At 72.0% G+C, this 24,386-nt stretch carries 25 protein-coding genes; 16 read left to right on the top strand and 9 right to left on the bottom strand.

Annotation, left to right across the window (positions count from 1 at the left end):
* Positions 1-18: 18 nt before the first annotated feature.
* From ACCP09_RS07725 to ACCP09_RS07735, 3 genes are read left to right on the top strand one after another with little or no spacing between them, the layout of a single operon-like run.
* Complete coding sequence (locus ACCP09_RS07725; RefSeq protein WP_027931713.1) at positions 19-999, top strand: carbohydrate ABC transporter permease; 981 nt, start codon at positions 19-21, stop codon at positions 997-999.
* A complete protein-coding gene (locus ACCP09_RS07730; protein ID WP_123683405.1) occupies positions 996-1,838 on the top strand; it encodes a carbohydrate ABC transporter permease in 843 nt (280 codons plus the stop codon). The genes ACCP09_RS07725 and ACCP09_RS07730 overlap by 4 nt, the downstream gene beginning before the upstream one ends.
* Before the next feature lie 2 nt (positions 1,839-1,840).
* Positions 1,841-3,253: a GH1 family beta-glucosidase gene (locus ACCP09_RS07735; RefSeq protein ID WP_433744449.1), complete on the top strand. Its 1,413-nt coding sequence runs from the start codon at positions 1,841-1,843 to the stop codon at positions 3,251-3,253.
* A gap of 5 nt (positions 3,254-3,258) precedes the next feature.
* Here the strand turns inward: ACCP09_RS07735 and ACCP09_RS07740 are convergent, their stop codons facing one another.
* The 6 genes from ACCP09_RS07740 to ACCP09_RS07765 all read right to left on the bottom strand — a co-directional run bounded on the left by ACCP09_RS07740 (position 3,259) and on the right by ACCP09_RS07765 (position 11,115).
* Positions 3,259-3,699 (bottom strand): YbjN domain-containing protein, encoded by a 441-nt coding sequence (locus ACCP09_RS07740; protein ID WP_051362751.1) that lies wholly within the window; start codon positions 3,697-3,699, stop codon positions 3,259-3,261.
* Between the two features lie 12 nt (positions 3,700-3,711).
* Positions 3,712-4,431, bottom strand: coding sequence for a PP2C family protein-serine/threonine phosphatase (locus ACCP09_RS07745; RefSeq protein ID WP_027931710.1), 720 nt, complete (start codon positions 4,429-4,431; stop codon positions 3,712-3,714).
* An 85-nt stretch (positions 4,432-4,516) separates the two neighbouring features.
* Positions 4,517-6,388 (bottom strand): ArnT family glycosyltransferase, encoded by a 1,872-nt coding sequence (locus ACCP09_RS07750; RefSeq protein ID WP_433744454.1) that lies wholly within the window; start codon positions 6,386-6,388, stop codon positions 4,517-4,519.
* A gap of 26 nt (positions 6,389-6,414) precedes the next feature.
* The gene (locus ACCP09_RS07755; RefSeq protein ID WP_433744456.1) at positions 6,415-7,653 is read right to left on the bottom strand and encodes a glycosyltransferase; all 1,239 of its coding nucleotides are present in this window, start codon (positions 7,651-7,653) and stop codon (positions 6,415-6,417) included.
* Between the two features lie 55 nt (positions 7,654-7,708).
* Entirely contained in the window at positions 7,709-9,595 is a 1,887-nt protein-coding gene (locus ACCP09_RS07760; RefSeq protein WP_433744459.1) for an ArnT family glycosyltransferase, read from the bottom strand.
* Positions 9,592-11,115, bottom strand: a complete 1,524-nt coding sequence (locus ACCP09_RS07765) for a sensor histidine kinase (protein ID WP_378332811.1) — start codon at positions 11,113-11,115, stop codon at positions 9,592-9,594. Before ACCP09_RS07765 ends, ACCP09_RS07760 begins: the two co-directional genes overlap by 4 nt.
* Positions 11,116-11,271: 156 nt before the next feature.
* On the opposite strand from ACCP09_RS07765, the gene ACCP09_RS07770 reads away from it, so the two are divergent.
* Genes ACCP09_RS07770 through ACCP09_RS07795 form a run of 6 tightly spaced genes read left to right on the top strand, consistent with a single transcriptional unit; the run spans position 11,272 to position 14,820 of the window.
* Positions 11,272-11,865 (top strand): hypothetical protein, encoded by a 594-nt coding sequence (locus tag ACCP09_RS07770; RefSeq protein ID WP_433744463.1) that lies wholly within the window; start codon positions 11,272-11,274, stop codon positions 11,863-11,865.
* Position 11,866: 1 nt separating this feature from the next.
* Positions 11,867-12,082, top strand: a complete 216-nt coding sequence (locus tag ACCP09_RS07775; RefSeq protein WP_378365966.1) for a hypothetical protein — start codon at positions 11,867-11,869, stop codon at positions 12,080-12,082.
* A complete protein-coding gene (locus tag ACCP09_RS07780; RefSeq protein ID WP_433744466.1) occupies positions 12,082-12,981 on the top strand; it encodes an FAD:protein FMN transferase in 900 nt (299 codons plus the stop codon). The genes ACCP09_RS07775 and ACCP09_RS07780 overlap by 1 nt, the downstream gene beginning before the upstream one ends.
* Entirely contained in the window at positions 12,978-13,511 is a 534-nt protein-coding gene (locus ACCP09_RS07785; protein WP_433744469.1) for a ferric reductase-like transmembrane domain-containing protein, read from the top strand. The genes ACCP09_RS07780 and ACCP09_RS07785 overlap by 4 nt, the downstream gene beginning before the upstream one ends.
* Positions 13,508-14,620 (top strand): NADH-ubiquinone oxidoreductase-F iron-sulfur binding region domain-containing protein, encoded by a 1,113-nt coding sequence (locus ACCP09_RS07790; protein WP_433744472.1) that lies wholly within the window; start codon positions 13,508-13,510, stop codon positions 14,618-14,620. The genes ACCP09_RS07785 and ACCP09_RS07790 overlap by 4 nt, the downstream gene beginning before the upstream one ends.
* Positions 14,621-14,622: 2 nt before the next feature.
* The gene (locus ACCP09_RS07795; protein ID WP_228684870.1) at positions 14,623-14,820 is read left to right on the top strand and encodes a ferredoxin; all 198 of its coding nucleotides are present in this window, start codon (positions 14,623-14,625) and stop codon (positions 14,818-14,820) included.
* Positions 14,821-15,155: 335 nt separating this feature from the next.
* On the opposite strand, the gene ACCP09_RS07800 is transcribed toward ACCP09_RS07795, so the two are convergent.
* A complete protein-coding gene (locus tag ACCP09_RS07800) occupies positions 15,156-15,737 on the bottom strand; it encodes a helix-turn-helix domain-containing protein (RefSeq protein WP_433744475.1) in 582 nt (193 codons plus the stop codon).
* A gap of 90 nt (positions 15,738-15,827) precedes the next feature.
* Here ACCP09_RS07800 and ACCP09_RS07805 point away from each other — a divergent pair, with 90 nt between their 5' ends.
* On the top strand, positions 15,828-16,982 hold the full coding sequence (locus ACCP09_RS07805; protein ID WP_433744478.1) for an MFS transporter: 1,155 nt from the start codon (positions 15,828-15,830) through the stop codon (positions 16,980-16,982).
* Here ACCP09_RS07805 and ACCP09_RS07810 read toward each other — a convergent pair.
* Positions 16,979-17,386, bottom strand: a complete 408-nt coding sequence (locus tag ACCP09_RS07810) for a MarR family winged helix-turn-helix transcriptional regulator (protein ID WP_027931698.1) — start codon at positions 17,384-17,386, stop codon at positions 16,979-16,981. The genes ACCP09_RS07805 and ACCP09_RS07810 overlap by 4 nt on opposite strands.
* A 51-nt stretch (positions 17,387-17,437) precedes the next feature.
* Between ACCP09_RS07810 and ACCP09_RS07815 the strand changes: the two genes are divergently transcribed.
* Positions 17,438-17,767, top strand: coding sequence for an SRPBCC family protein (locus ACCP09_RS07815; RefSeq protein ID WP_123683394.1), 330 nt, complete (start codon positions 17,438-17,440; stop codon positions 17,765-17,767).
* Between the two features lie 3 nt (positions 17,768-17,770).
* On the opposite strand, the gene ACCP09_RS07820 is transcribed toward ACCP09_RS07815, so the two are convergent.
* A complete protein-coding gene (locus tag ACCP09_RS07820; RefSeq protein ID WP_433744483.1) occupies positions 17,771-19,315 on the bottom strand; it encodes an FAD-binding oxidoreductase in 1,545 nt (514 codons plus the stop codon).
* A gap of 219 nt (positions 19,316-19,534) precedes the next feature.
* Here ACCP09_RS07820 and tig point away from each other — a divergent pair, with 219 nt between their 5' ends.
* From tig to ACCP09_RS07845, 5 genes are all read left to right on the top strand, one after another.
* Positions 19,535-20,926, top strand: a complete 1,392-nt coding sequence (gene tig / locus ACCP09_RS07825) for a trigger factor (RefSeq protein WP_020420752.1) — start codon at positions 19,535-19,537, stop codon at positions 20,924-20,926.
* Between the two features lie 140 nt (positions 20,927-21,066).
* On the top strand, positions 21,067-21,681 hold the full coding sequence (locus tag ACCP09_RS07830) for a ClpP family protease (RefSeq protein WP_020420753.1): 615 nt from the start codon (positions 21,067-21,069) through the stop codon (positions 21,679-21,681).
* A gap of 26 nt (positions 21,682-21,707) precedes the next feature.
* Positions 21,708-22,337: an ATP-dependent Clp protease proteolytic subunit gene (locus ACCP09_RS07835; RefSeq protein WP_020420754.1), complete on the top strand. Its 630-nt coding sequence runs from the start codon at positions 21,708-21,710 to the stop codon at positions 22,335-22,337.
* A gap of 226 nt (positions 22,338-22,563) precedes the next feature.
* The gene (gene clpX, locus ACCP09_RS07840; RefSeq protein WP_027931694.1) at positions 22,564-23,859 is read left to right on the top strand and encodes an ATP-dependent Clp protease ATP-binding subunit ClpX; all 1,296 of its coding nucleotides are present in this window, start codon (positions 22,564-22,566) and stop codon (positions 23,857-23,859) included.
* 42 nt (positions 23,860-23,901) lie between these two features.
* A complete protein-coding gene (locus tag ACCP09_RS07845; RefSeq protein ID WP_027931693.1) occupies positions 23,902-24,306 on the top strand; it encodes a hypothetical protein in 405 nt (134 codons plus the stop codon).
* The last annotated feature ends 80 nt before the right edge of the window (positions 24,307-24,386 follow it).

A 24,386-nucleotide genomic window follows, 5' to 3' on the forward strand; every position in this document is an offset into this window, starting at 1 on the left:
CGCAGGGGGAACGGGCCGATGACCAGTGTGGCCGAAAAACCACCGCGGCAGGACGTGCCGCCGGAACCGGTGAGACCGACGCTGCGGCAACGGTTGTCGCGCTGGGACGTCAGGTTCTCGCCGTACCTCTACATCGCGCCGTTCTTCGTGGTGTTCGGCCTGACCGGCCTGTTCCCCCTGCTCTACACGGGTTACGTGTCGCTGTTCGACTGGGAGATCGGCGACGACGACCCGAAGTTCATCGGGCTGGAGAACTTCGTGACGCTGTTGGGCGACGCGCAGTTCTGGAACGCGGTCGTCAACACGATCTCGATCTTCGTGCTCTCCAGCGGGCCGCAGCTGGTGATCGCGATCCTGCTCGCGGCGCTGCTGTCGCTGCGGCTGCGCTTCCCGGCGAGCTGGCGGGTCGGGATCCTGCTGCCCTACTCGGCCAGCCTGGTCGCGCTCGGCATCATCTTCGCGAACCTGTTCGGCCCGCGGTACGGCCTGGTCAACGCGATGCTGGAGGCGGTGGGGCTGGACCGGGTGGAGTGGCAGGCCAACCGATTCGCCAGCCACCTGGCGATCGCCACGATGGTCAACTGGCGCTGGACCGGCTACAACGCGCTGATCGTGCTGGCGGCGATGCAGGCGCTGCCGCGGGACGTGTACGAGGCGGCGGTGGTCGACGGTGCCGGCGCGGTCCGCCGGTTCTTCTCGATCACGCTGCCGATGCTGAAGCCCACGCTGATCTTCGTGGTGGTCACCTCGACGATCGGCGGGCTGCAGATCTTCACCGAGCCCAAGCTGTTCGACGCCATGCCCGGGTCGAACAACGGCGGTTCGCAGCACCAGTTCCAGACCCTGACCTTGTACCTGTACCAGTCGGCGTTCGAGGGCTTCGACCTCGGCTACGCCTCGGCGATCGCGTGGCTGCTGTTCCTGCTGATCGTCCTCATCGCACTGGTCAACTTCCTGATCACCCGGCGGGTCGCCGCGACGACGGGACTGAAACGATGACCGTACGGATATTCCCGCGCGGGCGCGGCGGGTCGCGCTTCTTCGTCTACGCCACGCTGATCGCGTTCGTCGCGGGTTCGCTGTTCCCGTTCTACTGGTCGTTCCTGGTGGCCAGCCGCGACACCGGCATGCTGTCGGACCACCTGCCGCCGCTGCTGCCGGGCGGGAACTTCTGGGCCAACGCCAGCCGCGTGTTCGACGCGGTGCCGTTCTGGAAGGCGCTGGGCAACAGCCTGATCGTGGCAGGCACGGTGACGCTGACGACCGTGCTGTTCTCGGCGCTCGCCGGGTTCGCCTTCGCCAAGATGCGGTTCCGCGGCTCGAACGGGCTGTTCGTGTTCATCGTGGTGACGCTCGCGGTGCCCACGCAGCTGGGCGTGATCCCGCTGTTCATCATGATGTCCGACCTCGGCTGGGCCGGGCACCTGCAGGCGGTGATCGTGCCGAACCTGGTCACCGCGTTCGGGGTGTTCTGGATGCGCCAGTACATCGTGGACGCCGTGCCGTACGAGCTGATCGAGGCCGCGCGGGTGGACGGGTGCAGCGTGTTCGGGACCTTCGTGCACGTCTGCCTGCCCGCGATCCGCCCGGCGGCCGCGGTGCTCGCGATGTTCACGTTCATGATGTCGTGGAACGACTTCCTGTGGCCGCTGATCGTGCTCGACGCGGGCAACCCCACCGTGCAGGTGGCGCTGGAGAAGCTGCAGAGCGGCCACTACGTCGACTATTCGCTGGTGCTGGCCGGGACCACGCTGGCGACCATTCCGGTTCTGATCGTCTTCCTGCTGCTCGGGCGCCAGATCGTGTCCGGGATCATGCAGGGCGCGGTGAAAGGGTGAGCATGTCGGTTCTGGGTGAAGAGGTCACCGCCGGGCTGGAGTTCCCGCCCGGGTTCGCGTGGGGGGTCAGCACGGCGGCCTTCCAGATCGAGGGGGCGACCACTGTGGACGGTCGCACCGACTCGATCTGGGACGCGTTCTGCCGCCGTCCGGGCGCGGTCGCGGGCGGTGACACGGGGGAGCCGGCGGCCGACCACTACCACCGCTTCCGGGACGACGTCGCGCTGATGGCCGAGCTCGGGCTCGGGGTGTACCGGTTCTCGCTGGCCTGGTCCCGGGTGCGCCCGGACGGCGGCGCGGTCAACCCGGCTGGGCTGGACTTCTACGAGCGGCTGGTGGACTCGTTGCTGGAGCGGGGGATCACGCCGTGGGCGACGCTGCACCACTTCGACCTGCCGCAGGCGCTGGAGGAGCGCGGCGGCTGGGCCGCGCGCGACACCGCCCACCGGTTCGCCGAGTTCGCCGCCTCGGCCGCCGAGCGGCTGGGCGACCGGGTGCCGTTCTGGTCCACCCTGAACGAACCGTGGTGCTCGGCGTTTCTGGGCTACGCCAAGGGCATTCACGCGCCGGGCAGGCAGGAGCCGCGCGCGGCGGTCGCGGCGGCGCACCACCTGCTGCTCGCGCACGGCCTCGGCCTCGCCGAGATCCGCAGGCACGCGCCGCGGGCGCAGGCGGGCATCACGCTGAACCTGTACCCGGTGCGGGCGGAGGACCCGTCGTCGGCGGCGGACCGTGACGCGGCGCGGCGGGTGGACGGGTTGCAGAACCGGCTGTTCCTCGACCCGGTGCTGCGCGGGCGGTACCCGGAGGACCTGCTGGCGGACCTGGAGCCGTTCGGTCTCGGCGCCTGCGTGCGGGACGGGGACCTGGCGCTGATCGGGGCGCCGATCGACCAGATGGGGATCAACTACTACCGCGGCTACGAGGTCACCGGCACATTGCGGCCGGGGGTCGAGCCGGGCGGGCTGGAGTGGGTGGGCGCGGACGGGATCGGGTTCGTGCCCGACACGGCGGCCTCGGTGACCCACTCGGGGTGGTTCGTGCAGCCGGAGGGGCTGACCGAGACGCTCGTGCGGGTGCACCGCGAGTACCCGGCGGTGCCGTTGTACGTCACAGAGAACGGTGCGGCCTACGACGACTCCGTGCGGCCGGACGGCTGGATCGACGACGTCGAACGGGTCGAGTTCCTCGCCGCCCACCTGCGGGCGGCGCACGCCGCGCTCGCGCAGGGGGTCGACCTGCGGGGGTTCTCGTACTGGTCGCTGCTGGACAACTTCGAGTGGGCGGAGGGCTACTCGAAGCGATTCGGGCTGGTGCACGTGGACTACCGGACACAGGCCCGCACCATGAAGCGCAGCGCCCACTTCTACGCCGAGGTGATCCGCGGCAACGCGGTGCCACCGGTCCGCGGGTGACGGTGCTACGTCTCGTCGGTGAGCAGGCGGTGCTGCTCCACGAGCCACGTGTCGAACTCGACGGACGCGTGGATCCAGGTGGCGGTGGTGGTCACGAAGTGCTCCACCGTGACGCCGGCGCCGATCAGCATCATCGCCTCACCGATCAGGGTCACCGCGCCGTCGTCGCCGGTGTGGCTGTACACCTTCGGCCACAGCGTGCGGCGGTTCCAGTCGTCGAGGAGTTCCAGCAGGTGCGGTTTGGCCTCGATCGCGTGGCGGCGGTCGTAGAAAGTGCGCACGGCGAAGGTCCGTCCCTCGTCCGCGCCGCGGAACACGAAGTACATCCGAAAGTGCTCCCACGGGGCGCCGAGATCGCCGTCCTCGTCGAGGCCGTACTCCAGCCCCATCTCCTCCAGCAGCCGCTCGACGAAGGCCTGGTCGGGAACGACGATCTCGGTGGTCATCCGGAGATCCTGTCAGGCGGGGGTGACGGTGGGCAGCGGGGTGGTGGTCAGGTCGGGCAGTGCGGGCGCCAGGTCGGCCATCAGCGCGGTCGCGTTGTCGTGGCCGCCCGCCGCCAGCACGGCGTCCACCAGGGCGTGTGCGCTGTTCGACGGCACGCGCAGCAGTTCGGCCATCGCGGCGCGGGTCAGGACCTTGTGGACGCCGTCGCTGGTCAGCAGCAGCCCCGCCGGACCGACCGCGACGGCGTGGCCGAACTCCTCGGGGCGCGCCGTCCGCACGCTGGTCGTGACCAGGTGCTCCATCCTGGGGGTGGGCACCTGGCCACGGTCGCGGAAGTACTGCGCCAGCGTGTGGTCCCTGGTCAGCTGGCGCAGCGAGTCGCCGTCCCAGGCGTAGGCCCGCACGTCGCCGACCCACCCGACGCGGTAACCGCCATCGACAGGCGTCGCGACCACCAGGACGCAGTCGCCGGCCGGCTCGGCGCGGACCGCCCGCTGCGCGGCGGCCAGTGCGGCAGCCGGCCCCTGCGACGCGGGCACCTGGACGGCCGTGGCGACGGCGACCTGGGCGGCCCGCGCGGCGCTCTGCTCGTCTCCCACGCCGTCGGCGAGGGCGAACACGACCTCCCCGGTGCTCGGGTCGGTGTAGGCCGCGGTGGCGTCGGCGTTCACCGAACGCGGGCCGCGGGCGGTCGCGGTGGCCCACACGGGGCTGGAGGTGAGGCGGTGCATGGTGGCCTCCTTCGTGCTGTTGTACCTCCACTGTCGACCGCCCGCCTGTGCTCAGGCTGAGATCGGCGTGAAGCCGGGCTATGAGTCAGCTCAGCACGTACACCGTGGTGCCCCCGATCGTCGTGGCCGTGAAATTGGCCTCGACCCACGCCTGGATCTCGCTGGACGACGTCTCACCGGAGCCGCGCATGCCCTGCCCGTCGGCGATGTAGTACTTGATCTCGCCGGCCGCGACGTAAGCCTGGAACTGCTCCAGCGTCGGCGACGCGTCGCTGCCGTCCCAGCCGCCGATCGCGATGACGGCCTTGCCGGTGGCCAGTTCCAGGCTCGCGGCCTGCTGTGACCCGCTGACCGCCGCCGCCCACTTGGTCGTGGTCTGCGACAGCAGCGTCGCCAGTTCCGCCGAGGACGACTCCCTGCCCGGGCCCATGCCGCCCATCGCGCTGGTGCCCGGGCCGGACGCCGGGGTCGAGCCGCTGTGCGCGACGCTCGCGGTGGTCACTCCGTAGGCCGCGCCGCCGAGCCCGAACACCAGCACCGCGGCGGTGACCAGCACGGCGCCGATCCGCCGGAACTGGGTGACCCCGGCCAGCAGCCCGGTCGACACGAGCAGCCCGAGCGCGGCGACCACGAACTTCAGCCATGGCAGGTAGTCCGGGGTGCGGGCGAGCAGGATGTAGTCCCACACCGCGGTCACCGCGACCAGGCCGGCCAGCACCGCGCGAGCGGCGAAGTTCGCCCGGCCCTGCCACAGCGCCCTGCCCGCGATCGCGACCAGCGCGGCGATCGCCGGGGCGAGCGCCACCGAGTAGTACGGGTGGACGGTGCCGCTCATGAAGCTGAACACGCCCGCGGTCACGACCAGCCAGCCGCCCCACAGCAGCAGCGACAGCCGGGTCTTGTCCGTGCGCGGCGCGCGGCGGGTGAACCACAGCCCGGCGACCAGGCCGAGCGCCGCGGCGGGCAGCAGCCAGGAGATCTCGGCGCCGAAGGCGGAGTTGAACATCCGGAACACGCCGGTGCTGCCGCCGAACCCGGTGCCGCCGCCCCCGCCCAGGTTGCCGTCGCCGCCGAAGATCCGGCCCAGGCCGTTGTAGCCGAGCGCCAGCTCCAGCAGGCTGTTGGTCGTCGAACCGCCGATGTAGGGCCGCGAAGACGCGGGCCAGATCTCCACCAGCGCGACGTACCACCCGGCCGACACGACGACGGCGACGAGCGCGCCGAGCAGGTGCAGCAGGCGACGCCGCAGCGAGGCCGGCGCGGCCACCAGGTACACCAGCGCGAACGCCGGCAGCACCAGGAACGCCTGCATCATCTTGGTCAGGAACGCGAACCCGATCGCGACACCGGCGAGCGCCAGCCACTTGCCGCTCGCCTTCTCGGTGGCGCGCACCGTGCCGTACGCGCCCGCGACGAGCAGCAGCACCAGCAGCGCGTCCGGGTTGTTGAACCGGAACATCAGCACGGCCACCGGGGTGAGCGCGAACACGGCGCCCGCGAACAACCCGACGACGGGTCCGGACGTGCGCTTCACGGTCGCGTACAGCAGCCCGACCGAGGCGACCCCCATCAGCGCCTGCGGCGCCAGGACAGTGAAGCTGGAGAAGCCGAAGATCCGCGCGAACGCCACCGCGACCCACAGCGCGGCGGGCGGTTTGTCGACGGTGATCGAGTTTCCGGAGTCCAGCGAGCCGAACAGCCAGGCCTTCAGGTCCTGGGTGCCGGCCTGGACCGCGGCGGCGTAGAAGCTGTTGCCGTAGCCGGATGCGGTCAGGTTCCACAGGTAGAGCACCGCGGTCGCGGCCAGCAGCGCGAGCACCGCGGTCCGCACCCAGGCGGGCTGGTTCGACGGCCCGCGCAGGAGCCGGCGCATCCGGCCGCCGGGCGGGGAGCCGGCGGGATCCTCGGCCCGGTGCCGCGGCCCGGTGCGGGCCGGCTCGGTCAGGACGCTGGTCATCTCGGATCTCTTTTCTCTCGGAGGAGTCAGCTCTGCCGGCGCGGGTGGAACACCCAGCCGCGCAGCAGGACGAACCGGAGGACGGTGGCGGCGAGGTTCGCCAGCACCAGGACGGTCAGTTCGAGCGCGAGCCCGGGCGCGGTGAGCCCGGTCAGCAGCGCGAGCGAGCCGCTGGTCAGGACGAGTCCGAGCCCGAACACGATCAGGCCTTCGAACTGGTGCCGCCCCGCGCCCTTCGCGCCGCGCACGCTGAAGGTGAACCGGCGGTTGGCGGCGGTGTTGGCGACGGCGGTGACCCCGAGCGCCAGGAAGTTGGCGAGCTGGGCGCCCATGCCGAGGCGCAGCAGCAGGAACAGCACCAGGTAGGCGAGCGTGCTGCCGGCGCCGATCGCGGCGAAGCGGACCAGCTGTGTGGCCAGCCGCGGCGGCACCCCGGGCGCCGACACGCCGATCGGGTGGCGGCCCAGCTGCGCGCGCAGGTCGCTGATCGGCAGCGTGCCCTTGGCGAACGCCCGCAGCATGCGGGCCACGCCCTTGAGGTCGGCGGTCGCCGTCGCGACGATGTCGACCGAGGAGTCCGGGTCGTCCACCCAGTCCACCGGCACCTCGTGGATGCGCAGCCCGGCGCGCTCGGCGAGCACCAGCAGCTCGGTGTCGAAGAACCAGCCGGTGTCCTCGACCAGCGGCAGCAGCTGCCGGGCGACGTCGGACCGGATCGCCTTGAAGCCGCACTGCGCGTCGGTGAACTTCGCGGCGAGCGCGCCGCGCAGGATCAGGTTGTAGCAGCGGGAGATGAACTCGCGCTTGGGGCCGCGCACCACGCGCGCGCCGCGGGCCAGCCGCGAGCCGATCGCGACGTCCGAGTGCCCGGAGATCAGCGGGGCGACCAGCGGCGCCAGCGCGGCCAGGTCGGTCGACAGGTCGACGTCCATGTAGGCGACGACCGGTGCGTCCGAAGTGGACCATACGGCGTTCAGCGCCCGCCCGCGGCCCTTGAGGTCCAGGTGGCGCACCTCGACCTCGGCGAACTCGCGGGCGAGGCGCTCGGCCACCTGCAGGGTGGTGTCGGTGCTCGCGTTGTCGGCGACGGTGATGCGGAAGCGGTAGGGGAGGGAGGTGGTCAGGTGGGCGTGCAGCCGGCGGATGCACGGCTCCAGGTCGGTTTCCTCGTTGTAGACCGGGATGACGACATCGAGGACCGGGTCGGCTGTCCGGGTGTCGATGCGGGTCGTGCCGGGGCCGGCCGCGGGGATCGTGACTGTCATGCCTCCACGGTCGCGGCGCGTGCTGTGCCGGGACTTTGAAGAAGCCTTGTGGCGACTAGGAAGTCAGGTCGTACACGGTCACACCGTCCACAGTGGTCGAAGTGAAGTTCGCGGCCACCCACTCGGCGATCTCCTCGGCCGCGTCGCTGCCGCCGGTTCTGTTGATCTCGGTGGGCTCGCCGACGAAGTAGTGGATCCGCCCGTCCGCCACGTACTGCTGGAACTGCGCCGGCGTCGGGGACGGGTCGGTGCCGTTGAACCCGCCCAGTGCCATCACCGGGAAGCCGGACGCCAGCTGGTAGCTCGCCGCCGGGTTGGAGCCGACGGTGGCCGCGACCCACGTGTAGTTCTCCGCGTCGGCCTGCAGCAGCGCGGTCATCTCGGCGCTCGGTGTCGTGGTGGTGAGCAGGTTGCCGACGCCGCCGCGCATCCCGCCGCGCTGACCACCACCGGGCGGGCCGCCCTGGCCGCCGAAGCCGCCGAACCCGCCGCTGCTCGGCCCGGCCGAGGGGATCGCGCCGGAGTGCGGTGTGGCCGCGGTCGCCACCGTGTACGCACCGGACCCGAGCAGCGAGGCGATCAGGGCCAGCGCCGCGACCCCGCGGGCGCCGGAGCGCGGCAGCCGGTCGGATACCAGGACCAGCACCGCGGCGGCCAGCCCGAGCAGCAGCACCACGTACTTCAGCCAGGGCAGCCAGGTGGATTCCCGCGTCAGCAACAGGTACCCGGTCAGCGCGGTGAGCACGACACCGCTGGACAACAGCCCGGACGCGATCGGGTGCGCCCGCGCCCGCCACAACCGGACCGCGCCGGTGCCGGCGAGCGCGGCGACCGCCGGGGCCAGCGCGACCGTGTAGTAGGGGTGGATGATCCCGCTCATGAAGCTGAACACGCCGCCGGTGACGACCAGCCAGCCGCCCCACAGGATCGTCGCGGCGCGTGTCCGGTCGGTGCGCGGCGCGCGCCAGGTCAGCCACGCGAGCGCGCCGAGCGCGATCGCCGCGGCGGGCAGCAGCCAGGCGATCCCGCCCGCCATCTCGCTGCCGAACAGCCGCGCCCAGCTGCCGCTGCTCTGCGCGCCGCCGAGGCTGCCGACTTCGTCGCCGGTGATCCGGCCGACGCCGTTGTAGCCGAGGGTCAGTTCGAGGATGCTGTTGCTCTGCGACCCGCCGATGAACGGCCGCGAGTCCGCCGGCCACAGCTCGACGACCGCGAGGTACCAGCCCGCCGAGACGACCACCGCGCCCAGCGCGCCGAGCAGGTGCAGCAGCCGCTTGCCCAGCGACGTGGGCGCGGCGACGAGGTAGGCGATCGCGAACGCCGGGAGCACCAGGAACGCCTGCAGCATCTTCGCCAGGAAACCGAACCCGACCGCGACCCCGGCCAGCGCGAGCCACTTCGGGGACGCCTTTTCCAGCGCCCGCACCACGCAGTACGCGCCGAGCACGAGCAGCAGGACCAGCAGTGCGTCCGGGTTGTTGAAGCGGAACATCAGCGCGGCCACCGGGGTCAGCGCGAGCACCGCCCCGGCCAGCAGACCCGCCGTCGGCCCGGACACCCGGCGCACGGTGGCGAACAGCGCCCACACCGAGCCGACGCCCATCAGCGCCTGCGGCACGAGGATGCTCCACGAGCTGAGCCCGAACAGCCGCACCGACAGGCCCATCACCCACAGGGCGGCGGGTGTTTTGTCGACGGTGATCGCGTTCGCCGCGTCGCTGGATCCGAAGAACCACGCCTGCCAGCTCTCCCCGCCGGCCTGCGCCGCGGCCGAGTAGAACGCGTTGGCCCAGCCGGACGCGCTCAGCCCCCACAGGTAGAGCACGGCGGTGGCGATCAGCAGCCCGCCCAGCGCCGGGCGCACCCACCCCGGACGGGGCGGGTGCGGATCGGCGGGTTCGGGGGGCGAGGGTGCGGAGCCGCGCTCGGCGAGGGCCGTCATGAGGTCACTGTGACCGCGCGAGCTTGGCCGTCGTTGTGGCGTTCCTGTGTGGAACCTGTGCGTGGCAGCCGCACCTCGAACTCGGTGCGGCCGGGTCTGCTGTGCACGCCGACCGTGCCGTGGTGCGCGTGCACCACCGCGGCGACGATGGCCATGCCGAGACCGGTGCTGCCTGCCGCGCGGGAGCGTGACGAGTCGCCGCGCGCGAAGCGTTCGAAGACGTGCGGCAGCAGGGCGGGCGCGATGCCGGGGCCGTCGTCGGTGACGGTCAGGACCGCGCTGCCGTCCGCCGACACGCTCAGCCGCGTGGTCACCGTCGTGCCGGGTGGGGTGTGCGTGCGGCCGTTGGCGAGCAGGTTGCCGAGCACCTGGTGCAGGCGCTGTGCGTCGCCGGTCACCACGACCGGGTCGGGCGGCAGTTCGAGCCGCCACCGGTGCCCGGGCCCGGTGATGTGCGCGTCGCCGACGGCGTCGGCGACCAGGCGGGTCAGGTCGACCTCGCCGGCGTCGAGGGGGCGGCCCGCGTCCAGCCGGGCGAGCAGCAGCAGGTCGTCGACCAGCGTCGTCATGCGGTCGGCCTCGGATTCGACGCGGCTCATCGCGTGCGCGATCTCCGGCGGCACGCGGCCGCCACTGCGCCGGGTCAGCTCGGCGTACCCGCGGATCGCGGCGAGCGGGGTGCGCAGTTCGTGGCTGGCGTCGGCGACGAACTGGCGCACCCGCATCTCGCTGTTCGCGCGGGCGTCGAGCGCGTTGTCGATGTGCACGAGCATCCGGTTCAGCGCGTAGCCGACCTGGCCGACCTCGGTGGAGGGGTCGGTGTCGGTGACCGGTACGCGCACCGACAACGCGACGTCGCGGCGGTCCAGGGGGAGTTCGGTGACCTTGGACGCCGCCGCGGCCACGCGGTCGAGCGGGCGCAGCGTGCGGCGCACGACGAACGCACCGACGAACCCCGCGCCCAGCACGGCGATCGCGGCGACCGCGGCGAGGATGATCCCGACGGTCAGCAGGGTGTCCTCGGCCTGGTCCATCGGCAGGCCGAGGACCAGCACGACGCCGTCGTCGATGGTCGCGATGACCCGGTAGTCGCCGCCGGACAGCGAGATCGTGTGGGCGTGGCCGTCGACCGGGGTCGCCAGCAGGGCCGCGGCGTCGGCGGCAGGCAGCGCCTGCGCCTCGTTCTCCGGGGAGCCGGGGATGGGGGCGAGGGTGGCCGCTTCGAGCACCCGGCCGCCGGCCAGCTGCGCGTACAGCGTGCCCTCCGCGGTGCCCGGGATGTGCAGTGGATCGTCCCCGGCGGGCCCGTCGAAGTGCCGGGTCCGCTCGACCGCGTCCCGCACCTGCGTGTCGACCTGCTGGGTGAGGAACCTGCTCAGCGCGAACTCGCTGATCACGCCCACCACCAGGCACACGACGGCGAGCAGCGCGACGAGCGCCGCGATCAGCTTGGTCCGCAGCGGGCGGACGCGCCGCGGTCGCGTCCCGGCCCGCCGGTGGGCGGGGTGGGGCAGGTTCATGCCACGACGATCCGTCGGGTTCGTGTGTGGTGCTTGTGCCGTCCCTGTGAGGCGGCTGTGTCCGCCCGGGCACAGGAATCCTTCACCCGTCCCACAGTCGGTCCACAGCGGAGCCGCCGAAGCTGGTCCTCGACGCACCGGCGAGAGGAACCCACGATGACCACGGAACAGCAGACCGTCCCGCAGTCCCAGGAATGGGGCGCCCAGCAACCGCCGCGGAAGTGGTCCGCGCGCAAGACCGTCGCCGCGGTCGCCATCGCGGTCGGCGTCGCGAGCGCGGGTGGCGTGGCGATCTACGCGGCGAGCGGCTCGACCGACTCGTCGGCGATGGGTCAGGGCGGGCCGGGCGGCGGCATGGGGATGCCCGGCGGCGGTTCGGCGAGCGCGATGGTGAACGCGCTGCACGGCGAGTACGTCGTCGCCGACGGCAACGGCGGCTACACCACCGAACTGATGCAGATCGGCACCGTCACCGAGGTCAGCGCGACGTCGCTGACCGCCAAGAGCGACGACGGCTACACCAAGACCTACACGATCGACAGCGACACCGCGGTCGGCGACAACGCCGACCTCAGCAGCATCGCCACCGGCGACACCGTCACGGTCGTGGCGTCGGTGTCCGGCGACACCGCGACCGCCGACACGCTGACCGAGGGCACTGCCCAGGCGGGCCCGGGCGGCGCGGGCGGCGGCCAGCAGGGCGTGATGCCGCGCCGCGACGACGGCACCTCGGACTCGGGGTCGAACTGACGTGGACGCGCGGGAGAGCGGTGCGCGGCGGGCAGGCTGGCTGACGGTCGGCCTCGCCGTCGCGGGAGTCGCCGGGGTGACCGCGGTCGCGGGCACGGTGCACGAGGCGTCGGCGACGGTGGAGTCCACTTCGGACAGCGCGACGGTGCCCGGCTTCAGCGGCGGGGACCTGTCGCAGGGCAGCGGGCAGGCGCACGCGCAGTCGGGAGGTTCGTGATGACACTGGTCCACGACGCGACGGTGGCCGAGTGGCCGGTGTGGAGCACGACGGCGCGGGTGGTCGTCACCGACCCGGCCGCGCTGGCCGAGGCCCGGTTCGTCGTCGAGTCCGAACTCGGCGAGGTCGAGCGGGCGTGCAGCCGGTTCCGGCCGTCCGAACTGGCCGCGGTCGAGGCGGCGGGGGAGGAGGTCGAGGTCAGCGAGCTGCTGGCCGAGCTGATGGGTGCCGCGCTGGAGGCCGCCAGGCGCACCGGTGGTGACGTCGACCCGACGCTCGGCGAGGCGCTCGCGCAGCTCGGCTACGACCGCTCGCTGCCGTTGCCCGCGGAAGGCGCGGCTGTGCCGGTGGAGGTGCGGCCCGCGCCCGGCTGGCAACGGATCCGGTTGGCGGGACGGCGGTTGTTCATCCCGCCCGGTGTCCGCGTCGACCTGGGTGCGACCGCGAAGGCGCTGGCCGCCGACCGCGCCGCGCGGCACGCGGCGGGCCGGCTCGGCACCGGCGTGCTCGTCGAACTGGGCGGCGACCTGGCGACCGCGGGCGCCGCACCGCCCGGCGGGTGGCGCATCCACGTGCAGGACCAGCCGGACGACCCGGCGTGCACGGTGGTGCTGCCGTCCGGCGCGGCGATGGCGACGTCCAGCACGCGCAGCCGCAGCTGGTTGCGTGGCGGGCGGCTGCTGCACCACGTCCTCGACCCGCGCACCTGCCAGCCGGTCGAGCGGATCTGGCGCAGTGTCACGGTGGTCGCCGACCGCTGCGTCGACGCGAACACCTGCACCACGGCGGCGCTCGTCCGCGGTGGCGAGGCCTTGGGCTGGCTGCGTGACCTAAGGGTGCCCGCCCGGCTGGTCGCGTGCGACGGCGAGGTGCGTGTGCTGGGCGGCTGGCCGGCATGAGCACCGATGCGCTGTGGGACTTCGGGCGTGGCAGCGGGGTGGTGGCGCTGGTGCTGGTCACGGTCAGCGTCGTGCTGGGGATCCTGACCCGGCGCGGCGAACCGGTCGCCGGGCTGCCGCGGTTCGCGGTCACCGAGGTGCACCGCAACGCGAGCCTGCTGTCGGTGGTGTTCCTCGCGCTGCACGTCGGGCTCCTGTTGTTCGACCCGTACGCGCAGCTGCGGATCTTCGACCTCGTCGTGCCGTTCGCGGGCGACTACCGGCCGTTCTGGCAGGGGCTGGGCACCGTCGCGCTGGACCTGCTCGTCGCGCTGGTCGTCACGAGCCTGCTGCGGCAGCGGCTGGGCAGGTGGACGTGGCGCGCGGTGCACTGGCTGGCCTACGCGATGTGGCCGGTCGCGGTGGCGCACTCGCTGGGCACCGGCACCGACGCGTTCAGCGCGTGGTTCCTCGCGGTCGCCGCCGTGTGCGTGGCCGCGGTGCTCGGCGCGGCGGGGTGGCGGTTCACGCGGAAGGAACTGGTGTCATGACAGTGCTCGAAGCGGCGGCCCCGGACCTGGCGGCGCACGAGAGCCGCAACGGGCCGATCCCGTGGGGGCGGGACGTGGTCGGTGACCTGGCCGCGGCGGGGCTGACCGGCCGCGGCGGCGCGGGGTTCCCGGCGGCGCGCAAGCTGGCCGGGATGAAGCCCGGCGGGGTGGTGATCGCGAACGGCGCCGAGGGCGAACCGGCCAGCCGCAAGGACCACACCCTGCTCAGCGTGGCGCCGCACCTCGTCCTGGACGGGCTGCAGCTGGTCGCGGAGGCGGCCGGCGCCCGGGAGGTGTGTTGCTACGTCTCGCCCCGCAGCGCGATGGCGGTGCGGACCGCGCTGGCCGAGCGGCGGGAGTGGGACGCGCGGGCGGTCCGGGTCGTCGTCGCGCCGGAGACCTTCCTGGCCGGTCAGGAGTCCGCGGTGATCGCCGCGGTCGAGGGCCGCCGCGCGGTGCCCGCCGACCGGCTGCGCCCGGCTGTCCACAGTGGATACCTGGTGCACAACGTGGAGACGCTGGCGCACGTCGCGCAGATCGTGCGGTACGGCCCGGCGTGGTTCCGGTCGCGCGGCACGGCCGACGAGCCGGGCACGTTCCTCGCGACCGTCGGCGGCGCGGTGCGGTCGCCGGGCGTGTACGAGGTGCCGTTCGGCACGCCGCTGCCGGTGCTGCTGGACAAGGCCGGGGGAGCGGGCCCGCTGCGGGCGGTCCTGGTGGGCGGTTACCACGGGGCGTGGATGGCGCCGGACGTCACGCTGTCCAGGGCCGCGGCCGGCTCGCTGGGCGCCGGGGTTGTGGTCGCGCTCGGCGCCGCGGACTGCGGATTGCAGGCGGCGGCGCGGATCGGGGACTACCTGGCGGGGGAGAGCGCGCGTCAGTGCGGGCCGTGCCGCAACGGGTTGCCCGCGCTGGCCGGGGTGCTGTCCGGCTTGGCCGCCGGGGACGCGGAGCTCGCGCGCGGCGCCGGTGCGCTGGCGTCGCTGGTCGAGGGCCGGGGCGCGTGCCACCACCCGGACGGGACGGCGCGTTTCGTGCGCAGCACGGTGCGGATGTTCGCCGACGAGATCGCGCGCCACGGGCGCGGGGAATGTGTTGCGAGGAGATGACCGTGCGCCTGCACATCGACTGGACCGCGTGCGACGGCCGGGGCCTGTGCACCGAGCTGTTGCCCGAACTGCTGGACCGGGACCCGTGGGGCTACCCGGTGCCGCCCGGCCGGGAGCCCGAGGTGCCACCCGGACTGGTCCCGCACGCCGAACGAGCGGCCCGCCTCTGCCCGACGCTGGCTTTGCGGCTGCGCCGCTAGCTTCGCCGGATGGGCGGGGTGTCGCGGAACCTGAACTACCAGCCTGAGTGGCCGGTCCCGGAGTTTGCGGGGCTGTCGGTCCCGCGGGCTAGTGCGCTGGCCGTCGAAACCGGCGTGGCGCTGATCGACGGGACGACCGGCGCGCCCGCCGGCCGCCGGGCGCATCGTTGGCGAGGGCTCGCGCGGCACGACTCGGCGTCGGTTGGCGCATGGTTGGGGCGTGGGTGGAGCGGGGCGCGCCGCCCTTGACCGTCTGCGGCGCGCATGGCGCGCCATTGCGCTGTCCGCGCACCGTCCCCACACGGGCACGGTCGAGCGGGGCGCGGGCCTGACCGTCAACCACGCGCCCGGGTGCGCAGGTGGATGCGCTCACCCTGCTTGCCGAACAGGCTCAGCACCTCGACGCCACCGCGGCCGGCCGCGCCGAACCAGTGCGGGGTCTGGCAGTCGAACTCGGCGGCCTCCCCGGGGCCCATCACGAAGTCCTTGCCGCCCAGTTGCACGCGGAGCCGTCCGCGCAGCACGTAAAGCCATTCGTGGCCCGCGTGGGTGCGCAGGTGCGGTTCCTCGTCGTGCGCCGGGATGATCATCTTGTACGCCCGCGGTTCGCTCTGCTGCCGGGACAGCGGGATCAGCACCCTGCCGTCCTTCCGGGTCGGCTCCTGCGGCACCCGCGGGTCGACGATCCGGGGCGCGGCGACGATCTCGTCGAGCGGCACGCCCAGCGCGGCGGTGACCGGCAGCAGCAGCTCCAGGCTCGGCTTGCGCTGACCCGACTCCAGCCGCGACAACGTGCTCGTCGAGATGCCGGTGGCGCGGGACAGCGCGGTCAGGCTGATGTTCTTCCGCTCCCGGGCGCGCCGCAGCCGGGGAGCGATCTGCTCGATGACGGCGCCGATGGTCGGTTGCGACTCCACGGACGCAGTGAACCAAGGCGTCCCGGTTTCGGCAACGTCTGTTGTCGAGGCCGGGCGGGTCTCCGGATCCTCGCGGTGGAGGTGATCCGAATGGAGATGATGGTCGGCAGGCGGACCCGGAACCGCCTGCCCGCAGGGGTGTACCTGCTCGGCTTCAGCCTGTTCGCGATGGGCACGGCGGAGTTCCTGCTGGCCGGGGTGTTGCCGGCGGTGGCAGGCGACCTGGGCGTCCCGTTGTCGTCGGCGGGGTTCCTGATCACCGCGTTCGCGCTCGGTGTGGTGCTCGGCGGGCCGCCGTTCGCGGTGCTCAGCCTCCGCTGGCCGCGTCGCGCGACGCTGGTGGTGACGCAGGGCGTCTTCGCCGCGAGCATCGCCGCCGGGCTGCTCGGCGACTACCCCGTCCTCGTGGCCACGCGGGTCGTCGCGGGCGTCGCCTACGCCGGTTTCTTCGCGGTCGCGTCGGTGACCGCGGTCAGCCTCGTGACGCCGGACCGGAAGGCCAGGGCCTCCGGGGTCGTGGTGAGCGGGCTCAGCGTCGCGATGGTCGCCGGCGGGCCCGCGGGCACGCTGCTGAGCCACTTCACGAACTGGCGCGGCGGGTTCTGGGCAGTGGTGGCCCTGACGTTGGCCGGGATCGCCGGCTGCCTGCTCGGCATCCCCGACACGCCCGACCGCGCGAGCAGGCCCAGCGTTGCGGGCGAACTGGCCACTATGCGGAAACCGGCGCTGTGGGGCCTGCTCGCGATCACGATCCTCACCACCGCCGCCTACATGATCACGTTCAACTACCTGGCGGCCATGCTCACCGTGCCCGAGGTGTGGGTCCCCGCGGTACTCGCGCTGTTCGGGATCGGGGCGTTCGGCGGGCTGTCGATCGGCGGCCGGGTGTCCGACCGCCGCCCGCACCTGGCGCTGCTGACCGGCGCTGCCGCGATCGTGGTGCTCTCGGTGGCGGTGGCCGCCGCCGTCGGGCACGGCTGGGCGGTGGTGCCGCTGGTCTTCCTGCTCGGCGTCGCGGCGTTCGTGCTGAACCCGGCCATCTACGGGCGCGTCTTCACCGTCGCGGCCGGCGCGCCGACCCTCGCCGGCGCCACCACCGTGTCGGCGTTCCAGCTGGGAATCAGCATCACCCCGGCACTGGCCGCGGCCGCGCTCACGCGAGGCGCCCCGCTCGGCGCGGTGTGCTGGATCGGCGCCGCCCTGGCCGCGGCCGCCGTGCCGCTGATCCTCCTGGACCGGCGTTAGGCCCCCTCCGCCACGCGGGCCAGCATCGCGCGGAACGAGCGTTGCTCGGCGGCGCTCAGCGGGCCGAGCAGTTCGTCCTCCACGGCGCGGATGTCGGCCCGCGCCGCGGCGTGCCGGGCCTCGCCGTCCGGCGTGAGGCGCACGGTGTGCGAGCGGCGGTCCGCCGGGTCGCGTTCGCGCACCACCAGGCCCTCCTGGGCGAGCTCGTCGAGCAGGCCGATCAGCCGGGTCTTGTCGTAACCGATGGCCTTCGCCAGCGCGAGCTGTGAGGTCGCCGGCTGCGCGGCGAGGCTCGACAACGCCGCGTACGCCCACATGGAGAGCCCGTGCGCGCGCAGCACGGGCTCCTCCGCCTTCATCAACCGCCGCACGATGCGCGCCAGCGAAGCGCCGAGTTCTGCCACGCACCGAATCGTAGAGTGACAAGATGATAAGCAAGCGCGTACGATCTGCTCATGCCTACGATTACCGAGTCCATCTCGATCGCCGCCACGCCCCAGACCGTCTTCGACCTCGTGTCCGACCCCAGCCGGCTGCCGAAGTGGGCGCCCGGCGTGGACGCCACGCGCGTGCGCGTCCGCGCGTCACGGGAACACGGCACCGTCGACTTCTTCGCCGCCGACAACCCGGACGCCGGCGTCTACACCCGCGTGCTGCCCAACGGCGAGGGCGCCGAGTACCAGTTCACGATGTTCTTCCCGGACGGCACACCGGAGACGGTCGTCGCCGAGCAGGCTTCGGTCGTGCGTGGTGAGCTGGATACCGTCCGGACGCTTTGCGAATGACGGTCAGGGCCGGTGGAAGTGCTCCACGTGCACGGCGTCGTCCGGCACGGCGTGCTCCGCCAGCGCCGACCGCACCGGCCCGGCGACCTCGGGCGGCGCGCACAGCAGCCACTCGTCCACCTTCGACGGGTGCAGGCGCGCCTCCAGCAGCCCCCGGATGCGCCCCGGGTCCAGCCCGCCCGGCAGGTACCGCTCGTACGAGATCGCCAGCGCCTGGCCGATGCTGTCGAACGGCCGCGTCCCGCGCGCGTACCGCAGGCTCGGGTCGCGCTCGTCGGTCCGGTAGTGCGTCACCCGCAGCCGCCCTTCGAAGCGGCGCGCGTACTCCGACAGCTCGTCGGCGAACAGCGTGTCGTCCCCGGACCGGTTCACGTACAGCAGCGTCACCCGGCTGCGGGGTGACTTCTCCAGCAGGTGCACCACGACCGGCAGCACCGGCGCGATCCCCGATCCCGCCGCGACGGCCACCACGTGCCGCGGTTCGGAGCGCAGCGTGAACGTCCCGGACGGCGGCCGCGCCAGCACCCGGTCGCCGAGCCGCAATCCCATGGCGTACCCGGAGAACCGGCCGCCGGGCACCCGTTTGATCGCCACCCGCAGCTCCGGCTCGTCCGGGCACGCGCAGATCGCGTAGCTGCGCTCCACCGGCTCGCCGTCGATCTCGGCGCGCAGCACGAGGTGCTGTCCGGGCGCGAACCGGAACACCTCGCGCAGCCCGTCCGGCACGGCGAGGGTGACCGCGACGGCCTCGCCGGTCAGCGAGCGCACGCCGGTGACGGTCAGCGGGTGGAACTCCGACGGCGCCTCGGTGGCGGGCGCCGCGGACTCCGGCGACCGCGGCAGCGGGATCGCGGTGTAGCGGTAGAACGGACGGCCGGGCCGCTCGGCGTGCATCCGGTGGTATCCGGTCGGCCGCCGCCGCGGGCGCCAGTCGTGGCACCACGACACCAGCGCGAGCGCGAGCCGCTGCGGCACCAGATAGACGACCGCCAGCTCCCACCCGTGCCCGGTGCCCACCACGGCCGCGAGCACGCACGGCAGGAACACGAGCATCCCGAGCGTCTCGGCGCTCTCCGCCGTCGGCCGCCTCGGCGTGGACAGGTAGCGCCACGCGTACCAGAGGTCCACGGTGGCCCAGCGCAGCGGCAGCGTCCACGCCGGGCCGCGCGTGTTCCACGGCGTGAGGTGCTCCGGCGACCCGGACCGGTGCTGGGTGAGGTGCACATACCTGGCCGCGGGGAAGCCGCCGAACGGGGACACGAACGGCACCGTCACGCGGCCGAGCGCCCCGTTCACCCACGTGAGGCTGCCCGCGGCGTGGTGCGCGGCCTCGTGCAGCACGGTGAACAGGGCGACCACGGCGAGGGTATGCAGCGGCACGGTCGCCCACGCCGGTGAGTGCCAGACCAGGGCGAGCAGGGTCGCCCAGCTCCACAGGCCCAGCCCGCAGGCGGCGAGCGCGACGGTCGGCGCCACCACCATCGGCAGGCGCGTCGGGGGTTCCGCCACGACCTGCGGAACGCCCTGGACCTGGGCATCGGCTGTCACGAACCGGGCTCCTGGGGACGGCGGGACGGCAGGACCAAGACGGTAGACAAAGCGTCCCCAAATGTAAACGGAGAGCACGCGCCCGTAGCTCACCGCCTGGCAGGCAGGGCCGGGCCGGTGCTGTCCGGTCGCTGGCCTAGACTCGGCCTTTGGGCACTGCCGTGCCCGCTTGTCGGCTACCACCCGAAAACCAGGTTTTCACGGCTCGAGGAGAACACGTTGAAGAGCACCGTCGAGCAGCTCAGCCCGACGCGAGTCAAGATCAATGTCGAGGTGCCGTTCGACGAACTCAAACCGAACTTCGACCGCGCCTACTCCAAGATCGCCCAGCAGGTCCGCATCCCGGGCTTCCGCCCCGGCAAGGTGCCCGCTCGCGTCCTGGAGAGCCGGATCGGCCGCGCGCCGGTGCTCGATGAGGTCGTCAACGAGGCCATCCCGGCGAAGTACCTGGAGGCGGTGCGGGCCGGCGAGGTGCGCACCCTCGGCCAGCCGGACTTCGAGGTCACCAAGCTCGAGGACCGTGAGGTGCTGGAGTTCACCGCCGAGGTGGACATCCGCCCGGAGATCACCCTCCCCGACTTCAGCGGCCTGTCGGTCAGCGTCGACGACGTCGAGGTCACCGACGAGGAGGTCGACGCCGAGCTGGACAACCTCCGCGCCCGCTTCGGCACGCTGAAGGGCGTCGAGCGTCCCGCCCAGGACGGCGACTTCGTGTCGATCGACCTGTCGGCCACGGTCGACGGCCAGGAGGTCGAGGAGGCGGCCACCAGCGGCCTGTCCTACGAGATCGGCTCCGGCCAGCTGGTCGACGGCATCGACGAGGCCATCATCGGCGCGAACGAGGGCGAGACCAAGACCTTCACCACCAAGCTGGTGGCGGGTGAGTACGCCGGCCGCGACGCCGAGGTGTCGGTGACCGTGCAGAGCGTCAAGGAGCGCGAGCTCCCCGAGGCCGACGACGAGTTCGCCCAGCTGGCGAGCGAGTTCGACACCATCGACGAGCTCAAGGCCGACCTGCGCGAGCGCCTGGCCAAGATGAAGAAGGTCCAGCAGGGCGTGCAGGCCCGCGACAAGATCCTGGACGAGCTGCTGGAGTCCGTCGACGTCCCGCTGCCGGAGAAGGTCGTCGAGGCCGAGGTCGAGAACCGCAAGCACGACGCGATCCATGACCTGGACCACAGCGAGGAGAACCTCGCCAAGGTGCTGGAGACCCAGGGCAAGACCCTGGAGGAGTTCCACGCCGAGCTGCAGACCGAGGCCGAGAAGGCGGTGCGCACCCAGCTGCTGCTGGACAGCGTCGCCGACGCGGAGGAGGTCCAGGTGGGTGACGCCGAGCTGACCGAGCGGATCATCTACCAGGCCCAGCGCTTCGGCATCAGCCCGGACGAGTACGTGCAGCGGGCCCAGCAGTCGGGCCAGCTGTCCGCGATCTTCGCCGACGTGCGCCGCGGCAAGGCACTGGCGTCGATCGTGCGCAAGGCGACGGTCACCGACGCCTCCGGCGCCGAGATCGACCTGAGCGACCTCTTCGGCGGCGACGAGGACGAGGCCCCCGCGGCCGCCACTGAGACCGAGGTCACCGAGGAACCCGCGGCCGCTTCCGAGAAATAAAGCTGTCAGCGAACTTGGGCGGTACCGGGCATGCCGGGCCGCCCGAGTTCGTTAGGGTCGGTTACAAGATCTCAGCATCTTCGACAGTGCACAGTGGATCTCCCTCCGGGAGGGCCACAGCGGTGAAAAGGCAGGCAGACGTGACGCAGCACAAGGCAGAGGCTCGCAGCTCGACCGCGGGCCTCAATCTGACCGACTCGGTGTACGAGCGGCTGCTCCAGGAGCGCATCGTCGTCCTCGGCTCCGAGGTCAACGACGAGGTGGCGAACCGGATCACCGCGCAGCTCCTGCTGCTGTCCGCGGAGGACTCCGAGTCGGACATCCGCTTCTACATCAACTCGCCGGGCGGCTCGGTGACCGCCGGGTTCGCCATCTACGACACGATGCAGCTCATCGAGCCGGACGTGGCGACCTACGCGATGGGCCTGGCCGCCTCGATGGGGCAGTTCCTGCTGTCCTCGGGCGCCCCCGGGAAGCGCTACTCGCTCCCGCACGCGCGCATCCTGATGCACCAGCCGTCGGCCGGTGTCGGTGGCACCGCGTCCGACATCGCGATCCAGGCCGAGGTCTTCGGCAAGTGGAAGCAGGAGCTGGCCCGGATCACCGCCGAGCAGACCGGTCAGTCGGTCGAGCAGATCATCGCCGACGGCGACCGGGACCGCTGGTTCACCGCCGAGGAGGCGCGGGAGTACGGCTTCGTCGACCACGTCCTCACCCGGGAGAACCAGCTCCCGTCCAGCAACGGCAGCCGCTGACCGGGCCTGATGAGGAGAAAGCTCTCATGAACAACTTCCAGCTTCCGCAGTCCCGGTACATCCTGCCGTCGTACGTCGAGCGCACGAGCTACGGCATGAAGGAGTCGAACCCGTACAACAAGCTGTACGAGGAGCGGGTCATCTTCCTGGGTGTGCAGGTGGACGACGCGTCGGCCAACGACGTGATGGCCCAGCTGCTGCACCTCGAGCACGAGGACCCGGACCGCGACATCACGATCTACATCAACTCGCCGGGTGGCTCGTTCACCTCGCTGATGGCGATCTACGACACCATGCAGTTCGTGCGCCCGGACATCCAGACCGTCGCGCTGGGCCAGGCCGCCTCCGCGGCCGCGGTCCTGCTGGCGGCGGGCACCAAGGGCAAGCGGCTCGCGCTGCCCAACGCCCGCGTGCTGATCCACCAGCCGGCCACCGAGGGCACCTACGGGCAGGTCTCGGACCTGGAGATCCAGGCCAACGAGATCCAGCGGGTGCGCCGCCTGATGGAGACCACGCTGTCCAAGCACACGAACAAGACCGCCGACGAGGTCCGCGCGGACATCGAGCGCGACAAGATCCTGACCGCCGAGCAGGCCAAGGAGTACGGCATCATCGACGAGGTGCTGCCGTACCGCAAGGCGACGCAGATCGGCTGAGGCCCGGCCCCGGGACTCTGACCCGGCCGGTGCGTGTCCTACCCGGCGCGCCCCGGCCTCCGGTTTAGGGTCTCGGGGCGCCCGGCGCCCGCTGGTCCTCCCGCGCGGCGCTCCGGGCGGGTACCGTCTAGGGGCAGCGGCCATTTTTCCCGCTGGCTCGGCGGCGAGGGCAGGAACACGATCAGGTGTGCCGGCAGGCGCACCGGAGGGGAACAGGTCAACGGTCATGGCACGGATCGGCGACGGCGGGGACCTGCTGAAGTGTTCTTTCTGCGGGAAGAGCCAGAAACAGGTGAAGAAGCTCATCGCCGGACCTGGCGTCTACATCTGCGATGAGTGCATCGACCTGTGCAACGAGATCATCGAGGAGGAGCTGGCCGAGGCCGGCGACGTCAAGCTCGACGAGCTGCCCAAGCCGCTCGACATCCACGAGTTCCTCGACCAGTACATCATCGGCCAGAGCGACGCGAAGCGGACGCTCGCCGTGGCGGTGTACAACCACTACAAGCGCATCCAGTCCGAGGACAAGACCGGTCCGAAGGACGCCAAGGACGAGCCGGTCGAGCTGGCGAAGTCCAACATCCTGCTGCTGGGGCCCACCGGCTGCGGCAAGACCTACCTCGCGCAGACCCTGGCCAAGATGCTGAACGTGCCGTTCGCGATCGCGGACGCCACGGCGCTGACCGAGGCCGGGTATGTCGGCGAGGACGTCGAGAACATCCTGCTGAAGCTGATCCAGGCCGCGGACTACGACGTCAAGCGCGCCGAGACGGGCATCATCTACATCGACGAGGTCGACAAGATCGCCCGCAAGTCGGAGAACCCGTCGATCACCCGGGACGTGTCCGGTGAGGGTGTGCAGCAGGCGCTGTTGAAGATCCTGGAGGGCACGACGGCGTCGGTGCCACCCCAGGGTGGGCGCAAGCACCCGCACCAGGAGTTCATCCAGATCGACACCACGAACGTGTTGTTCATCGTGGCGGGCGCGTTCGCGGGCCTGGAGAAGATCATCAACGAGCGGGTCGGCAAGCGCGGCCTCGGCTTCGGCGCCGAGATCCGCACGAAGGCCGAGATCGAGGAGAGCGACGTCTTCTCCGACACGATGCCCGAGGACCTGATCAAGTTCGGGCTGATCCCGGAGTTCATCGGCCGTCTCCCGGTCGTGGCGAACGTGACGCACCTGGACAAGGATTCGCTGGTCCGGATCCTCACCGAGCCGCGCAACGCCCTGGTGAAGCAGTACAAGAAGCTCTTCGAGATGGACAACGTCGAGCTGGAGTTCACCAAGACGGCGCTCGAAGCCATCGCCGACCAGGCGGTCCTGCGCGGCACCGGCGCCCGTGGCCTGCGCGCGATCATGGAAGAGGTGCTGCAGCCGGTGATGTACGACATCCCGAGCCGCACCGACGTCGCCAAGGTCGTCATCACGGAGCAGACGGTCCGCGAGAACGTCAATCCCACGATCGTGTCGCGGCAGCCGTCCCGGCGGCGCAGCAGCGAACGCGGCGAGAAAACGGCCTGATCTGCGTGAAGGCAGCTCCTCCACGCTCGCTAAGCTAGCCGGATGAGCGTGGAGGGGGCTGGTCCCCGTTCGGGTGCCGGCGAGGGCACCGCTCCGGCCGACGCGGCCGGGGACACCGTCGTTCCGGAGGGGCGGGACGATGTGCGTGGCATCAGCGACCTGACCTTCCGGGTGGTCGCGCCGTACCTGAGCAGTCCGGTCCTGTTCAAGGTCATGCTGGTGCTGCTCGGGCTGATGACGCTGGCGTGCGTGGTAGCCGCCCCCGTGCGCCTGTCGGCGCTGCCCCTGATCCCGCTCCCGGTGCTCGGCGTGGGGTTCTACGCGCTCCGCCGGGTACGCACCGCAGACGGCGACTACCGCCCCCTGTTGCGCTGGTCAAGCCTCCTCTTCGCGGCGACGCTCATCGGCCTGTGGCTGCTGTCGGTAGTGGGCCGCTGGGTCAGCTGACCCAGCACCACCCGAAATGACTCAGCACCACCCGAAAACGCAAGCCGGCAACGCAACAACACCGACCATCGAACCAGACC

The organism is Amycolatopsis sp. 3B14 (assembly GCF_050958625.1).
In the GTDB taxonomy this organism is placed as follows: domain Bacteria; phylum Actinomycetota; class Actinomycetes; order Mycobacteriales; family Pseudonocardiaceae; genus Amycolatopsis_E; species Amycolatopsis_E thermoflava.

What these genes read in the sequence shown, in the direction of transcription:
- ACCP09_RS07790 (WP_433744472.1), top strand. Translation starts at nt 13,508, where the DNA reads ATGACAGTGCTCGAAGCGGCGGCCCCGGACCTGGCGGCGCACGAGAGC.
- ACCP09_RS07730 (WP_123683405.1), top strand. Translation starts at nt 996, where the DNA reads ATGACCGTACGGATATTCCCGCGCGGGCGCGGCGGGTCGCGCTTCTTC.
- ACCP09_RS07835 (WP_020420754.1), top strand. Translation starts at nt 21,708, where the DNA reads ATGAACAACTTCCAGCTTCCGCAGTCCCGGTACATCCTGCCGTCGTAC.
- ACCP09_RS07785 (WP_433744469.1), top strand. Translation starts at nt 12,978, where the DNA reads ATGAGCACCGATGCGCTGTGGGACTTCGGGCGTGGCAGCGGGGTGGTG.
- ACCP09_RS07805 (WP_433744478.1), top strand. Translation starts at nt 15,828, where the DNA reads ATGGAGATGATGGTCGGCAGGCGGACCCGGAACCGCCTGCCCGCAGGG.
- ACCP09_RS07745 (WP_027931710.1), bottom strand. Translation starts at nt 4,431, where the DNA reads ATGCACCGCCTCACCTCCAGCCCCGTGTGGGCCACCGCGACCGCCCGC.
- ACCP09_RS07780 (WP_433744466.1), top strand. Translation starts at nt 12,082, where the DNA reads ATGACACTGGTCCACGACGCGACGGTGGCCGAGTGGCCGGTGTGGAGC.
- ACCP09_RS07755 (WP_433744456.1), bottom strand. Translation starts at nt 7,653, where the DNA reads ATGACAGTCACGATCCCCGCGGCCGGCCCCGGCACGACCCGCATCGAC.
- ACCP09_RS07760 (WP_433744459.1), bottom strand. Translation starts at nt 9,595, where the DNA reads ATGACGGCCCTCGCCGAGCGCGGCTCCGCACCCTCGCCCCCCGAACCC.
- ACCP09_RS07765 (WP_378332811.1), bottom strand. Translation starts at nt 11,115, where the DNA reads ATGAACCTGCCCCACCCCGCCCACCGGCGGGCCGGGACGCGACCGCGG.
- ACCP09_RS07735 (WP_433744449.1), top strand. Translation starts at nt 1,841, where the DNA reads ATGTCGGTTCTGGGTGAAGAGGTCACCGCCGGGCTGGAGTTCCCGCCC.
- ACCP09_RS07725 (WP_027931713.1), top strand. Translation starts at nt 19, where the DNA reads ATGACCAGTGTGGCCGAAAAACCACCGCGGCAGGACGTGCCGCCGGAA.
- clpX (WP_027931694.1), top strand. Translation starts at nt 22,564, where the DNA reads ATGGCACGGATCGGCGACGGCGGGGACCTGCTGAAGTGTTCTTTCTGC.
- ACCP09_RS07815 (WP_123683394.1), top strand. Translation starts at nt 17,438, where the DNA reads ATGCCTACGATTACCGAGTCCATCTCGATCGCCGCCACGCCCCAGACC.
- ACCP09_RS07740 (WP_051362751.1), bottom strand. Translation starts at nt 3,699, where the DNA reads ATGACCACCGAGATCGTCGTTCCCGACCAGGCCTTCGTCGAGCGGCTG.
- ACCP09_RS07770 (WP_433744463.1), top strand. Translation starts at nt 11,272, where the DNA reads ATGACCACGGAACAGCAGACCGTCCCGCAGTCCCAGGAATGGGGCGCC.
- ACCP09_RS07845 (WP_027931693.1), top strand. Translation starts at nt 23,902, where the DNA reads ATGAGCGTGGAGGGGGCTGGTCCCCGTTCGGGTGCCGGCGAGGGCACC.
- ACCP09_RS07750 (WP_433744454.1), bottom strand. Translation starts at nt 6,388, where the DNA reads ATGACCAGCGTCCTGACCGAGCCGGCCCGCACCGGGCCGCGGCACCGG.